Source organism: Nonomuraea turkmeniaca (assembly GCF_005889735.1).
GTDB classification, from domain to species: Bacteria; Actinomycetota; Actinomycetes; order Streptosporangiales; family Streptosporangiaceae; genus Nonomuraea; species Nonomuraea turkmeniaca.
In genome coordinates, this window is the sequence record NZ_VCKY01000023.1 from 17,928 (window position 1) to 30,244 (window position 12,317).

Here is a 12,317-nt window from a genome sequence, read left to right on the forward strand (position 1 = left end):
TCACAAGGCCCGCCCCCGGGACGGGGGCGGGCCGGGTCGTGGCTCAGAAGCCGGCGGTGATCCTGGTGAACTCCCAGTCGGCCTGGGCGATGCCGCTGCAGTTCGACACCACGCCGCCGCCCGGGCAGGGACGGTCGCGGTTGACCGACCAGTACGCGAACCTGGTCAGCCCCCTGGCCTTGGCCCAGTCACGGATCTGCGTCCATGTGGCCGGAGTGGTGAGCTCCTGCTGGTCGGACAGGCCGTTCATGCCGGAGATGCCCATCCGCGCGTACGCCTGCGCGTCGGTCCAGCCGAACGCGCTCTTCAGCGCGTTCTTCAGCCCTTCTGAGGCGTTGACCGTGTCCTGGTAGATGTTGGCGCTGCCGAAGTCGAACGGCATGATCGTGTAGTTGTCGATCGGCACGCCCAGCGCCTTGGACTGGTTGATCAGCCGGATGCCGTGGGAGTTCGGGCCGGTCCTGGTGGTGCCGAAGGTGACGACGACCTTGACGTTCGGGTTGTTCTGCTTGACGATCTTGAGGCCGTTCAGGATGCGGTCCTGGACGGTGTAGTTCTCGAACTCGTCGGTGTTCTCGATGTCGAAGTCCACGACGGCGGGGCCGACGGCGTTGATGACCTGCTGCACCGCGTTCGCGAACGCCTGCGGTGTGGAGCAGTTGGGCCCGAGCTTGTTGCCGGACCAGCCGCCGAAGGAGATCTGGACGTTGCCGCCCTTGGACTTGATCGTGTTGATCGCCTGCTGGTCGGCGCCGCCGGTCAGCGGCCTGTTGCCGTCCCAGGCCGGGGTGCAGCCGCCGCTGGACAGGATGAACGCCATCGTGAACGACCTGACGCCGGTCGCGTCCATCACGGTGCCTGGGTTGGGCGGGTTGCCCCAGCCCATGTAGAGGTAGGGGGCGCCGGCCATCTTGGTCGGGTTGCTGCAGCCGGACGTGGTGGCGGTGGCGTCGCGGCCGGCCGACTCCCCTGCCGAGTTGTACGCCCGCACGGTGTAGGTGTGCGTCGTGCACGCGCCGAGGCCGGAGAGCGTCGCGCTGGTGCCGGTGACCTGGGCCCGCTGGGTGGAGCCCTCGTACACGCGGTAGCCGGTCACCGTGCCCGAGGAGGCGCCCCAGCTCAGCGAGATGCTGGAGCTGGTGACGGACGTGGTGATCGTGCCCGGCTGGCCGGGCGCGCCGGTGCCGCCCGACGTGGTGGCCGTGACGGAGTTGCTGACGCCGGACAGGTTCCCGGCGGCGTCGCGGGCCCGGACCGTGTAGGTGTAGCTGGTGTTGGCCGCCCGGCCCGTGTCCGTGTAGGTCGTGCCGGTCACGGTCGTGACGAGCGTGCCGCCGCGGTAGACGTTGTAGCCGGTGACGCCCACGTTGTCGGTGGAGGCGTTCCAGGCCAGCGAGACGCTGCTGGAGGTGACGCCGGTCGAGCGGAGGTTGCCGGGCACCGACGGCGCGGTGGTGTCGCCGCCGCCCCCGGTGCCCGGCTTCCAGAGCGCGGGCACGTTCGGCGGCTCCCAGCCGGGCTGGGAGGTGTGGGCCTGGAGGCAGACGTAGTCGACGCCGTTGTAGGTGACGACCGCGCCCACGGCGTACGCGGTCCACGGGGCCCAGGCGGCGGCCATCTGCTGCACCGCGCCGTGGGCCGCGGGCGCTGCGGTGACGAGCCCGGCGCCGGTCAGGGCCAGGGCCGTCCCGGCCAGTAACGCGGTCAGCTTTCTGCGAAATCTCATGGCATCCCCTGGAGGTGCGGCTTGACGGTCTTGGAGAACGACCAGTTGTTGCTGGCGTCCCAGTTGATGGACCAGGTCATCGCGCCCCTGATGTCCGGGTAGGCGCGCGGTGGCACGAAGGTCCCGCAGCTGGTCCGCTTGGCCAGGCAGTCGAGTGCCTGGTTGACGAGGGAGGGCGACACGACGCCACCGCCCGCGGCGCCCGGCCCGGCCGGCAGGCCCAGCGCCACCTGGTCGGGGCGCAGGCCGTTCTCGAGCTGGATGCAGGCCAGCGCGGTCATGAAGTTCACGGTCCCCTGCGCGTACGCGAAGGACTGGTCGCAGCCGAGCATGGAGCCGGAGTTGTAGAACTGCGTGTGGACGACGGTGAGGATGTCCTTGATCGACAGGGCGAGCTTGAAGTACTCCATCCCGGTCGACTGCATGTCGATGGTCTGCGGGGCCATCGTGATGATCAGGTCGGAGCCCGCCTTCGCGCGCAGCGCCCTGAGCGCCTGGGCCATGTAGGTGGCGTTGAGGCCGTTCTCCAGGTCGATGTCCACGCCGTCGAAGCCGTAGCTCTGCATGAGCGCGTACACCGAGTCGGCGAATCTGGTCGCCGCCGCGGCGCTCGCGACCTGCACCCGCCCGGCCTCGCCGCCGACGGACAGGATGACCTTCTTGCCCCGCTGGTGCAGGGTCTGCACGTCGGCCTTGAACTGGGCGTCCGTGTAGCCGCCCACCGCCGTGGCCAGGCCTGGGTCGACCGCGAAGACGACCTCGCCGGCGGTGGCCGTGGCCTCGCCGAACGCGATCGCGACCAGGTCGTACTCGTTGGGCACGGCCGAGAGCTTGAGCTCGGTCGCGGCGTTGACGAAATTGTGCCAGTAGCCGGTGAGGAAGTGCTTGGGCAGCGTCCCCCCGCCGCCCGTGCAGCCAGTCGTGGTGGCGGTGGCATCCCGCCCGGGCGACTCGCCTTGGGCGTTGTACGCCTTGACCGTGTAGGTGTGGGTCTCGCAGGCGCCGAGGCCGGAGAGGGTCGCCGTGGTGCCGCTGACAGTGGCCTTGACGGCGGCGCCCTCGTAGACGCGGTAGCCGGTCACCGTGCCCGAGGACGCGCCCCAGGTCAGCGTGATGGCACTGGCGGTCGCGGTGGCGCTCGCCGCCCCAGGCGTGCCAGGGACGCCCGGCGTGGTGGTGCCGCCGCAGGAGCCGCCGTTCAGCGTGCAGCCGGTGATGCCGGGGAAGTTGCCCGGGCTGCCGTTGAAGCCGAAGCTCACGCCGGCGCCGGCGGCCAGCGTCGGCGCCCAGCTCGGATTGGTGAACGTGTAGTGCTGGCCGTTGCGGGTCATGACCGCGTCCCACGCGGACGGGATCGAGTAGCCGGCCGGGACGTCGAACTGCACGTTCCAGCCGTTCATGGCGGTAGTGGTGCCGTTGGTGACGGTGACCTTGCCCTCGAAGCCGGAGCCCCAGTCGGAGACCTTGACGAAGGTCGCGGTGGCTGTGGCCGCCTGGGCGGGCGGCGCGAGCAGGCTCAGGGCGAAGGTCGCGAACGCCACGAGGATCGCGCGGTGTTTCACGGGGTTCTTCCTTTGGGGGTGTGGCGTGCCGCACGGCTCGCGCCGGGGGGTGAGAGCGCGAGCCGTACGGCACGGGCTCGTGGAGGTGAGCACAAGCCCTTGGGGGGTTGCGCGCGGCTGGGTGTCCTTGCGGGGGCAGTACGTTTTTGTCCGATCGAAGATTACTTATAGGAAAGTTTCCTAAGAGTTGTCGCGATCGTAGCTTTGACAACCCGTCCTTACAAGACCCAATCCCATGGCTTCGAAAGCGAGGAAAATTCCCATTCGGGTTGAGGGCTGACCGAAATCGGTTGTTTGAGTGAGCTCTGTGGCTGTTGATGTAGAGCAGGACGGGCGACTGCAGGAGGCGTACACCCTGTGGCGAACCGCCATGGAACACGGTGACACGTCCGCCATCCAGGAGACCGCGCGACTGCTCCTGCTGCTCGGCCAGGTGGACGAGGCGTGCGAGCTGCTGCACGGGCTCGCGAGCACGGGCAACCGCATCGCCATGTGCCAGCGCAGCCTGCTCCTTTTGCAGTCCGAGCGCGTTGCGGACGCTTGCGAGATCTGGCGTCCGAGCGCCGCTGCGGGGGACGTCGCCTCCATGCGTGAGCTGGCCCGCCTGCTGGAGCAGGCCGGAGCCGTGGAGGAGGCCGAGACCTGGCTGCGCCGTGCTGCCATGACCGATGACCCGGAGAGCATTCGATCCCTCGCGGGCCTCCAGGAGCGTCTCGGCGCGCGGCACAAGGCCAAGCTGTGGCTGCGCCAGCTGACGGACCGGGGGACCTGCGTGCTCTTGCGAGCCTGTCCGACCTGTACGAACGCGAAGGCAACCTGGAGGCGGCAGGCAAGATCTGGTTGCCGTTGGCCGAGACCGGGAACCGCTACGCCATGTGGCGGCTGACCGGCGTGCTCGAACGCGCGGGCCGACACGAAGAAGCCGGACGATGGAAGGCACGCGCGACGTCGAACCGCTCGCCGGGCGCGGACGGGACTGGCGAGAGCCTCAGGCAGAAGGACGAGGCGTGGCTGCGCAGAATGATGGCGGCCGGTGACCCAGTGGCCCCTCTGGCGCTGGCCGAGCTCCAGACCGAGGCGGGCAGGGACGACGAGGCCGGCCTGACACTGCGGGAGGCGACGCGGGACGGGAACGAGTTCGCCGCGGCGGCCTTGGCCGAACTCCTGCGCCCTGAGCAGGATGTGCGCCTGGACGTGGACGCCGTCGTCTCCGCCTCGCGAGCCCTGGATGCCGCGCTCACCGCCGGGCGCACGGTCGAAGACGACTGGCGCTCCGCCGTCCGGGACGAGAATCCCGGACGGTGGAGCGAGTGGGTTACTGCTGCTGAGTGATCAGGACATTGTCGACGCCGGCCTCGACGAGGGAGGCGCCCGAGGCGTCGGCGGCGTCGATGAGGATGCGGACCGTCTGGCCGGCGAAGGCGTTCAGGTTCGCGGTGGACGTGGCCCATGAGCCGTTGCGGTTCGACGCCGCACCGGCCTGGTTGAGCACCGTGGTCGTGGTGTTGCCGACGACACGCACCCTGACGTAGTCGGCGCTGGAGGAGTTCGAGCCGTGCGCCAGGTACCACGACAGGGACAAGTTCAGGCTCCCTGTCGAAGGCAGCGTGATCGGCGGTGACTGGATCGACGTGACACCGCCGTCGATGTCGAAGGCGCCCGCCGACGTGCCGGCCAGCCGGCCGGTCACCAGGTCGTTCGAGCCGCTGACCGTCGTGCCCAGCTGCTTGGCGCCCGAGGAGGTGGTGGCCTCGGGGTCTCCGCGCTCCCACTGGCCGAGGGTCGCGGTGTCGGTGCCGTTCGGGTTGGCGGTCCAGCCCGTGGCCGTCTCGAACGTGTCGGAGTAGACGGTCACCGGCGGGTTGCCGGTGCCGCAGTACTGGGCCTCCTTGCCGATGATCCGGTAGACGCAGTCCGAGTATTCGAGGAAGCGCAGCACGGCCTCCCTGTTGCGGGTGGTCTGGGGGACGATCTGCTCGTCAGGTGGGTAGAAGCCGGGGCTGGAGCCGGTCGGATACATCTCGAACGTGAAGCTGAAGATCTTGTAGACGCCCCACATCCAGTCGTCGATGGTGCCGTCGGTGATGTAGAGGTCGCTGGCCTGCTCGGGCGTGTATCCATTGGTGGCGGCCATGTTCTGGCCGAGCGTGGCATGCGCGTCCCGGTCGTCCTGGGTCAGGCCCGGCGCGGTGTCGTTGAAGGTGTAGCCGTAGGGCCACAGGATGAGCTCGCTGTAGGTGTGCCAGTCGATGTGCGACTTGATCTGCTGGGTGCCGCCGACGACGCGGCTGCGTACCCAGTTGGCCGCCGCCCTGACCTCGGGCGCCGACTCCGCGCTCGCGCCGCGGTAGGTCTCGCTGGATGTCGAGCCCGAGGAGCCGCCGCAGCAGCCCCAGTTGTAGGCCCAGTTGCGGTTCATGTCGGTGCCGACGGCCGACGAACCGGAATTGGGCTGGCGGTTCTTGCGCCAGGAGCGGTAGGAGCCGGTGGCGATGTCGTACTCGCCGCCGTCCGGGTTCATGTCGGGCATGATCCAGATTTCTCTGGTGTTGACCAGGTTCGTGATCCTGGAGTCGCTGCCGTAGTTGTCGGCGAGCAGGTGCATGATGTACAGCGCCATCTCGACCGTCAGGTGCTCGCGGGCATGCTGGTGGGCGGTGAAGAGCACCTCGGGCTCGGCCTCGTCGGTGCCCACGTTGTCGCTGATCTTGATGAGGCGCAACGCCCTGCCCTCGTACGAGGTGCCGTACGTCGTCTGGCTGACGATGTTCGGGTGGGCAGCGACCAGGGCGTTGATGTTCGCGGTCATTTCCGCGTAGTTGTGGTAGGCGGAGTCCGCCGGCGGGAAGTCAAACGCGTCGACGGACGGGGGTGTCGGGCGCGGGACCTCCGCAACCCGGTAGCCGAGCCGCTTGATGGCGGCGACCTCGGCTTCCGTGGCCGTGACCAGGACCGAGTCCGCGGCCACCTCCTCGATGGCCGCGCCGGTGGCGGCGACCGCGCTGCGTTGCTGCGCGCTGGCCGGGCCCTGTACGCGGTACTGCTTGTTCGGTGGCGGCTCGGCGGAGGCGCCCACTCCTGTCATCCCGGTGAGGGTGATCAGGCTGAGGGCGGCCAGCAGGATGACTAATCGGCGTTTCACCACGTCCTCCTCAGACGCTCGGGATCGGGTATTGACCGGCGCCTGAACTGAGAGTGAAGACGCGAGGATCCCCGCGAAAGACCCAAATTTCCGGATATGCCACGAACATGCCAGGACGCTGCCCGCGCGCCCGCGCACCGTGAACGGCATGACCTACACGATCGAAGCCGTGTCCTTGCCGGGGCAGGGCAGTGCACCGGCCAGGCGGTGAGACCCTGGCCGGCGCACTGGGGCATCAGAAGTCGTCTGGGGTGCGGATGCGATCGCGGATCCAGACACCGGCCGGCTTGAGGCGTGAGGTGCCGGCGAAGGGGCCGCTCGGGCAGGTGCCCTGGGTGAAGACCGCGCCGGAGCGCATGTCGTCCGAGAAGTTCCAGTTCACCCAGCTGATCTTCTTCTGTGCCATCAGATCCAGGTACTGCTGCGCCCGGGTGAAGTTGTTCGACCCGTCGCCGGAGGCCGTCTGGGTGCCGAATTCGGTGACGAACATCGGGATCCGGTCAGCGGCCCGGGACAGCGCGTTGAGGTAATCGGTGCCGTGGGAGGCGGCGTAGAAGTGGAAGGTGTACATGATGTTGGTGGCGTTGACCGGGTTGTTGATCACCTCGGTCTCGGTGGCGCCGTCGGAGACGCCCAGGGACGACCAGGCGCGGGTGCCGACGAGGATGGGGGTGTCGGCGTCGTACTGCCGGATCACGGGGATGATCTGGTGCGCGTAGTTTCTGATGGTGGACCAGGAGACGCCGTTGGGCTCGTTGGCGATCTCGTAGAGGAGGTTGTTCTTGCCGTTGTGCCGCTGGGCGATCTCGGTGAAGAACGTCCTGGCCCTCGAAAGGTTGTAGGTGGGATCGCCGGGAGTGAGCATGTGCCAGTCGACGATGGCGTACATGCCGCGCGCCGTGGCCTGCTCGATCAGGTTGTGCACCCGGTCGGTGAACAGCCGCGGGTTGGTCTCGTAGCCGTCCTCCTGGATGTACATGGAGATCCGCAGGACGTCGGCGTTCCAGTCGCCGGCCAGGGCGTCCAGGGAGGCGGTGTTGAGGCACTGGTAGTACCACTGCAGGCCGTGCGAGCTCATGCCGCGGAGCTGGATCTCCTTGCCGTTCTGGTTGCACAGCTTGACCCCGCACACCCGCAACTGCCCGTTGGCCTGCACGGGCGTGCCACCGCTCGACGGGGTGCCGAGGACCAGGCGGTCGAGGTTCGGGCCGCCGTTGGCGGTGGTGGCGGTGGCGCGGACGGTGTTGGCGCCGGCGTTCAGCGTCGTGGTGAGCGTGGTGTCCTGCCAGGTGCTCCAGGCGCCGGTGCCCGGGAAGTCCCGGTTGGTCGTGGTGCCGTTCACGGCGATGGCCATCGGGCGGTTCGTCGTGGTGCCGTTGGCGTACCTGAAGGTGAGGGTGGCCTGGCCGGCGGTGACGGCGGTGACGGTGAACTCGACGTACGAGCCGGTCACGTTGTCGTAGTTGACGAACCCGGTGCCGCTGTAGCCGGTGTGGTTCGACTCGGCCGCACCTTGGGAGATCGTGGCGTTCTCGGCCTCGTACGTGGTGGCGGCCTCGGCGGGGACCACCTGTAAGAAGGCGAGGACGAGCGCGGCCAGCGTGGCGAGCCGCAGGGATCGAAGCATGGGCGTGCGCTCCCGTTGATGATTAGGAAACTTTACTAACGAGCAAAGGGAGCGTAGATCGGCACACTGTCAATGGACAAGACCCAAATCTGACCGGCCCCGTCAAGCCTGCAGCAGGGTGATGATCCCGGCGGCCACGAGTGCGACCGCCCACATGCGGTCCACGTTGAACCAGGCGCGCCGGAGCACGCTGAGCCCCGCGATCTCGTAGACGATCAGCGCGACCGCTCCGGCGACCAGGAACATGGCGAGGGTGTGCAGGGCCGCCACCCCCAGTCCCCCCGACATGGCGTGGCCGGCGTGGCCGCCCTCCACGTGCAGCCCGGTGAGTACGGGCAGCAGCATGAGCCCGGCCCCGTGCGCCGACGACATCAGGAAAGACCACCCCGCCAGCTGCCACAACGACAACCGCATGCCCACCCACCGGAAGTGCCTGGTGGACAACAACCGCCACAGGCCGAAGGCCACCAGCGCCACCCCGCCGCCGATCGACAGGACGGCGCCGGTGACCAGCGAGCCGGTGACCGCGACCACGAGCGCCACCAGGGCCACCGAGCCCAGATGCCCCAGCGCGATCGCCGGGATCGACTGCAGGAGCCGGTCCCTGCTGCGCTCCTGCAGGCCGCGGGCCACGGCGAAGAGCCAGCCCATGGCCGGGTTCAGGCCGTGGAAGGCCCCGAGCAGCACCACCGCCGTGACGGTCACGGGAAGCAGTACGAGTCGGAGGAGGCGTCCCCGCCCTGCAAGCGCACCTGGTGCGGGCGCAGGCCGCGGAAGTCCTCGCCGTGCGGGAAGAAGCGCGTGTCGAAGGCGAACGCGTCGGCGTCGATCTTGGCCATCCAGGCGCCCACGCCGTCCGGGTAGAACTGGTCGTCCCAGGCGCCGTACAGGGAGTTGGTGAGGTACACGCGGCGGCCGTCGCGGCTCACCTCGACCATCTGCGGGCCGCCGCGCAGCGGCAGCACGGGCTCGGCCGGGTGCGGGATTTCCCCGACGATGCCGCCGATCCGCAGCGAGCCCAGCTCCACCGGCCGGTACGGATCCGACACGTCGTACTGCTTGATCTCGCCGGTGCCCCAGCACGAGACGTACAGCCGCTGGTCGTCCACCGACAACGCGATGTCGGTCACCAGCGGAGGCACCGCGCCGAACGGCTGCAGCAGCGGCGGCAGGCCGGCGGCGTCGGCCGGCTCCGCCGGGATGGAGATCACCTTGCGGACCTGCCAGCCGCCGTCCTCGTGGAACCAGAGCCACACGGACGCCGACAGGTCCTCGACGCTGACGGCCACGCCGACGAAGCCGTACAGGCGGGTGGGGTCGTGGGCGGGCCGCAGCTCCAGCGGCATCTGGTGCTGGTCGCCGAGGTCCACCTCCTGGACGTGGGTCCGCTTGCGGAGGTCCCAGAAGTGCAGCTTATGGCCGTATTTCCGGCCGAGCAGCAGCTCCCCCACGATCCCGTCCTCGATCATGGACGGCGTACCCCACTCCGAGGACACCAGCACGTCGTGGTTGATGTGCCACCAGAAGTCGTAGGCCAGGTACTGCGGCCCCCGGTCCAGCTCCCACTGTCCGGTCACCTCGAAGGTGTTGTGGTCCAGCACCGCGATGCCGCCCGGCCCGTCGTGGCCGTTCGCGCCGCCGAGCGCCGACACGTACAGGCCCTCGGGGCCGCAGTGCACGGTGTGCGGGCGCGAGTAGCCGGCGCGATGGGCCAGGGTCTCCGGTTCGACGACCTTGACGAGCTCCGGGCTGACCCGGTCCTTGGTGTCGTAGATGTGGATGCGCGAGGACCGCAGGCCGGGGACGACCAGGTAGCGGCGTTCGACGTGCGGGTGCGGCGCGTTGGGGCACAGGGCGCTGCTGCACGCGTTCCAGCCGAAGTGGTGCAGCTCGTCGCCGGTGTTGGGCAGGTCCGTCCAGCCGGCGACCGTGCCGTAGCCGGGCGAGTCCGGATCGGTGTCGATGACGGCCAGCGCGTCGGGGCGCTGAGCGGCGCGGTCGAAGGCGGCGACGTACGCGAGTTTCTCTGGCGGCGCTTGGGCCGCATCCCTCGGTGACGGGTAGAACGTGGGGTCGGGGGTCCAGAGTGTCATCTCTCCACGTATAGACCGATTTCCCACCCGGTCAATAGGTATTGAGCTCCCTCACACAAACGCTGTTTACAGGCCACCCCTTTCGTGATGCATTCGGGAAATGACCCTGCAAGGCACCTGTGATCCAAGGTTCGCCCAGGTCGCGGAGGAGTTCGAGGCCAACCTCGCCACCCGCGGCGAAGTGGGCGCCTCGGTGTGCGTGATCGTCGGCGGCGAGGTCGTCGTCGACCTGTGGGGCGGCCAGGCCGCGCCCGGAGTCCCCTGGCAGCGCGACACCATCGGGCACGTCTGGTCGTGCACCAAGGGCGCCACCGCGTTGTGCGCCCACATCCTGGCCGGGCGCGGCGAGCTCGACCTGGACGCGCCGGTGGTGCGTTACTGGCCGGAGTACGGCGCCAAGGGCAAGGAGCCGACGCTCGTCCGGCACCTGCTCGCCCACCGGGCGGGGCTGCCGGCCTTCCACGAGCCGCTGCCGCCGGGCGCGTTCTACGACTGGAAGCTGATGGCCGACCGGCTCGCGGACGAGGATCCGTTCTGGGCGCCGGGGGCTGTGCACGGGTATCACGCGCTGACGTTCGGCTACCTCGTCGGCGAGGTCGTGCGGCGGGTGAGCGGGCGCTCGCTCGGCACGTTCTTCCGTGAGGAGGTGGCCGAGCCGCTCGGGCTGGAGTTCTGGCTCGGGCTGCCCGAGGAGCACGAAGGCAGGGTCGCGCCGACGATCCCCGCCGACCCTCCGGAGGTCCCGCCCACGTTCTCCATCAGGGCGTTCACCGATCCCACCTCGATCCCGGCGCTGCTGCTGGCCAACGAGGGCGGCTACATGGCGCTCGGGGAGTCGGACAGCCGGGCGGCGCACGCGGCCGAGTACGGGGCGATCGGCGGGATCACGAACGCCCGCAGCCTGGCGGGCCTGTACCGGCCGCTGTCGCTCGGCGGGGGCGAGCTCGTCAGCCGCGAGCAGTTGCAGATCATGGCGCTGACCGAGTCGGCGGGCACGGACACGGTGCTGGCCGTGCCGACGCGCTTCTCGCTGGGGTTCATGAAGGCCGCGGACAACCGCTATCTGCCGGGTCTCGACGGCGAAGGCGCGTTGTTGTCGGCGACCGCGTTCGGGCACGCGGGGATGGGCGGCTCCGTCGGGTTCTGCGATCCGCCGGCCGGGCTGGCCTTCGGCTACACCATGAACAAGCAGGGCGCCGGGCTGGGGATCAACCCGCGCGGTCAGGCCCTGGTGGACGCGACGTACCGGGCGCTCGGCCACCGGCAGGCAGGGGGAGGCATCTGGTACCTATCTGCCGATTAATCACCAGATAGGCTCCTCTGTCATGTTCTTCGGCATCACCGACATCTGGGCCTATGTGATCGGCGCCTTCTTGATCGTGCTCCTGCCCGGCCCGAACTCCCTTTACGTTCTCAGCTTCGCCGCCCAGCATGGCGTGCGCCAGGGGTACCGGGCCGCGGCAGGCGTCTTCGTCGGCGACACGGCGCTGATGGTCCTGTCCGCCGCCGGCGCCGCGTCCCTGCTGCGCTCGAACCCGGCGCTGTTCACGATCGTCAAGTACGCGGGCGCCGGCTACCTGGCCTGGATCGGCTTCCAGATGATCAGAGGCGTCTGGAGATCGCGCCGTACCGGGGTGGCGGCCGAGGAGGCGCCGGCGGCGGTGGTGCACCAGCCGCGCCCGTTCCGCAAGGCCCTCATGATCAGCCTGCTGAACCCGAAGGCGATCCTGTTCTTCGTCTCGTTCTTCGTCCAGTTCGTGGACCCGGCTTACGCGACGCCGGCGCTGTCGTTCCTCATCCTCGGCACGGTGGTCCAGATCTTCAGTTTTCTCTACCTGACGTCGCTGATCTTCGGCGGAACGTTCCTGGCGGGCCAGTTCCGCCGGCGCCGACGGCTCAGCGCGGGGCTGACCTCGTGCGTTGGCGCCGTTTTCGTGGGGTTCGGCGCGAAATTGGCCACCGCGTCACTCGGCTGAAAGCGTGGTTCAAGGCTCTGCTGGTTTCGTATGGAACAGATGGAACGTGTACGAAGAGGCGGTCACACCTCTGCGGCTCGGGTACGGTAGGCCACCGGCGTGCTTCCCGGGACGCGGGGTCGTCGCAACGGTTAGTGCGAGCGGTCCATCTGGATAGCCTGGTCCCTCGAAGCCCGGGTAGTCGCTGATCG

At 69.0% G+C, this 12,317-nt stretch carries 10 protein-coding genes; 4 read left to right on the forward strand and 6 right to left on the reverse strand.

From position 1 onward, the window contains the following. Positions 1 to 43: 43 nt before the first annotated feature. Both ETD86_RS09585 and ETD86_RS09590 read right to left on the reverse strand, forming a co-directional pair. Positions 44 to 1,726: a fibronectin type III domain-containing protein gene (locus ETD86_RS09585; protein WP_138665753.1), complete on the reverse strand. Its 1,683-nt coding sequence runs from the start codon at positions 1,724 to 1,726 to the stop codon at positions 44 to 46. After that, positions 1,723 to 3,288 carry a chitinase gene (locus ETD86_RS09590; RefSeq protein WP_138665754.1) on the reverse strand — a complete coding sequence of 522 codons (1,566 nt, stop codon included), beginning with the start codon at positions 3,286 to 3,288 and terminating at the stop codon, positions 1,723 to 1,725. The genes ETD86_RS09585 and ETD86_RS09590 overlap by 4 nt, the downstream gene beginning before the upstream one ends. Before the next feature lie 307 nt (positions 3,289 to 3,595). Here ETD86_RS09590 and ETD86_RS09595 point away from each other — a divergent pair, with 307 nt between their 5' ends. Both ETD86_RS09595 and ETD86_RS09600 read left to right on the forward strand, forming a co-directional pair. Continuing rightward, positions 3,596 to 4,174 carry a tetratricopeptide repeat protein gene (locus tag ETD86_RS09595; protein WP_138665755.1) on the forward strand — a complete coding sequence of 193 codons (579 nt, stop codon included), beginning with the start codon at positions 3,596 to 3,598 and terminating at the stop codon, positions 4,172 to 4,174. Then, positions 4,135 to 4,620, forward strand: a complete 486-nt coding sequence (locus tag ETD86_RS09600; protein WP_138665756.1) for a hypothetical protein — start codon at positions 4,135 to 4,137, stop codon at positions 4,618 to 4,620. Before ETD86_RS09595 ends, ETD86_RS09600 begins: the two co-directional genes overlap by 40 nt. Here ETD86_RS09600 and ETD86_RS09605 read toward each other — a convergent pair. The 4 genes from ETD86_RS09605 to ETD86_RS09620 form a co-directional block, all read right to left on the reverse strand. Then, entirely contained in the window at positions 4,604 to 6,430 is a 1,827-nt protein-coding gene (locus tag ETD86_RS09605; RefSeq protein ID WP_211369934.1) for a M14 family metallopeptidase, read from the reverse strand. The two genes, ETD86_RS09600 and ETD86_RS09605, sit on opposite strands and share 17 nt — an antisense overlap. A gap of 235 nt (positions 6,431 to 6,665) precedes the next feature. Further along, positions 6,666 to 8,057 carry a cellulase family glycosylhydrolase gene (locus ETD86_RS09610; RefSeq protein WP_138665757.1) on the reverse strand — a complete coding sequence of 464 codons (1,392 nt, stop codon included), beginning with the start codon at positions 8,055 to 8,057 and terminating at the stop codon, positions 6,666 to 6,668. Between the two features lie 102 nt (positions 8,058 to 8,159). After that, positions 8,160 to 8,771, reverse strand: a complete 612-nt coding sequence (locus ETD86_RS09615) for a hypothetical protein (protein ID WP_246147816.1) — start codon at positions 8,769 to 8,771, stop codon at positions 8,160 to 8,162. Further along, a complete protein-coding gene (locus ETD86_RS09620) occupies positions 8,759 to 10,150 on the reverse strand; it encodes a selenium-binding protein SBP56-related protein (protein WP_138665759.1) in 1,392 nt (463 codons plus the stop codon). Before ETD86_RS09620 ends, ETD86_RS09615 begins: the two co-directional genes overlap by 13 nt. Before the next feature lie 100 nt (positions 10,151 to 10,250). Here ETD86_RS09620 and ETD86_RS09625 point away from each other — a divergent pair, with 100 nt between their 5' ends. Both ETD86_RS09625 and leuE read left to right on the forward strand, forming a co-directional pair. Further along, positions 10,251 to 11,453, forward strand: a complete 1,203-nt coding sequence (locus tag ETD86_RS09625) for a serine hydrolase domain-containing protein (RefSeq protein WP_138665760.1) — start codon at positions 10,251 to 10,253, stop codon at positions 11,451 to 11,453. Positions 11,454 to 11,475: 22 nt separating this feature from the next. Next, positions 11,476 to 12,126, forward strand: coding sequence for a leucine efflux protein LeuE (gene leuE, locus ETD86_RS09630; RefSeq protein WP_138665761.1), 651 nt, complete (start codon positions 11,476 to 11,478; stop codon positions 12,124 to 12,126). Positions 12,127 to 12,317 lie beyond the last annotated feature (191 nt).

What these genes read in the sequence shown, in the direction of transcription:
- ETD86_RS09610 (WP_138665757.1), bottom strand. Translation starts at nt 8,057, where the DNA reads ATGCTTCGATCCCTGCGGCTCGCCACGCTGGCCGCGCTCGTCCTCGCC.
- leuE (WP_138665761.1), top strand. Translation starts at nt 11,476, where the DNA reads ATGTTCTTCGGCATCACCGACATCTGGGCCTATGTGATCGGCGCCTTC.
- ETD86_RS09620 (WP_138665759.1), bottom strand. Translation starts at nt 10,150, where the DNA reads ATGACACTCTGGACCCCCGACCCCACGTTCTACCCGTCACCGAGGGAT.
- ETD86_RS09625 (WP_138665760.1), top strand. Translation starts at nt 10,251, where the DNA reads ATGACCCTGCAAGGCACCTGTGATCCAAGGTTCGCCCAGGTCGCGGAG.
- ETD86_RS09585 (WP_138665753.1), bottom strand. Translation starts at nt 1,726, where the DNA reads ATGAGATTTCGCAGAAAGCTGACCGCGTTACTGGCCGGGACGGCCCTG.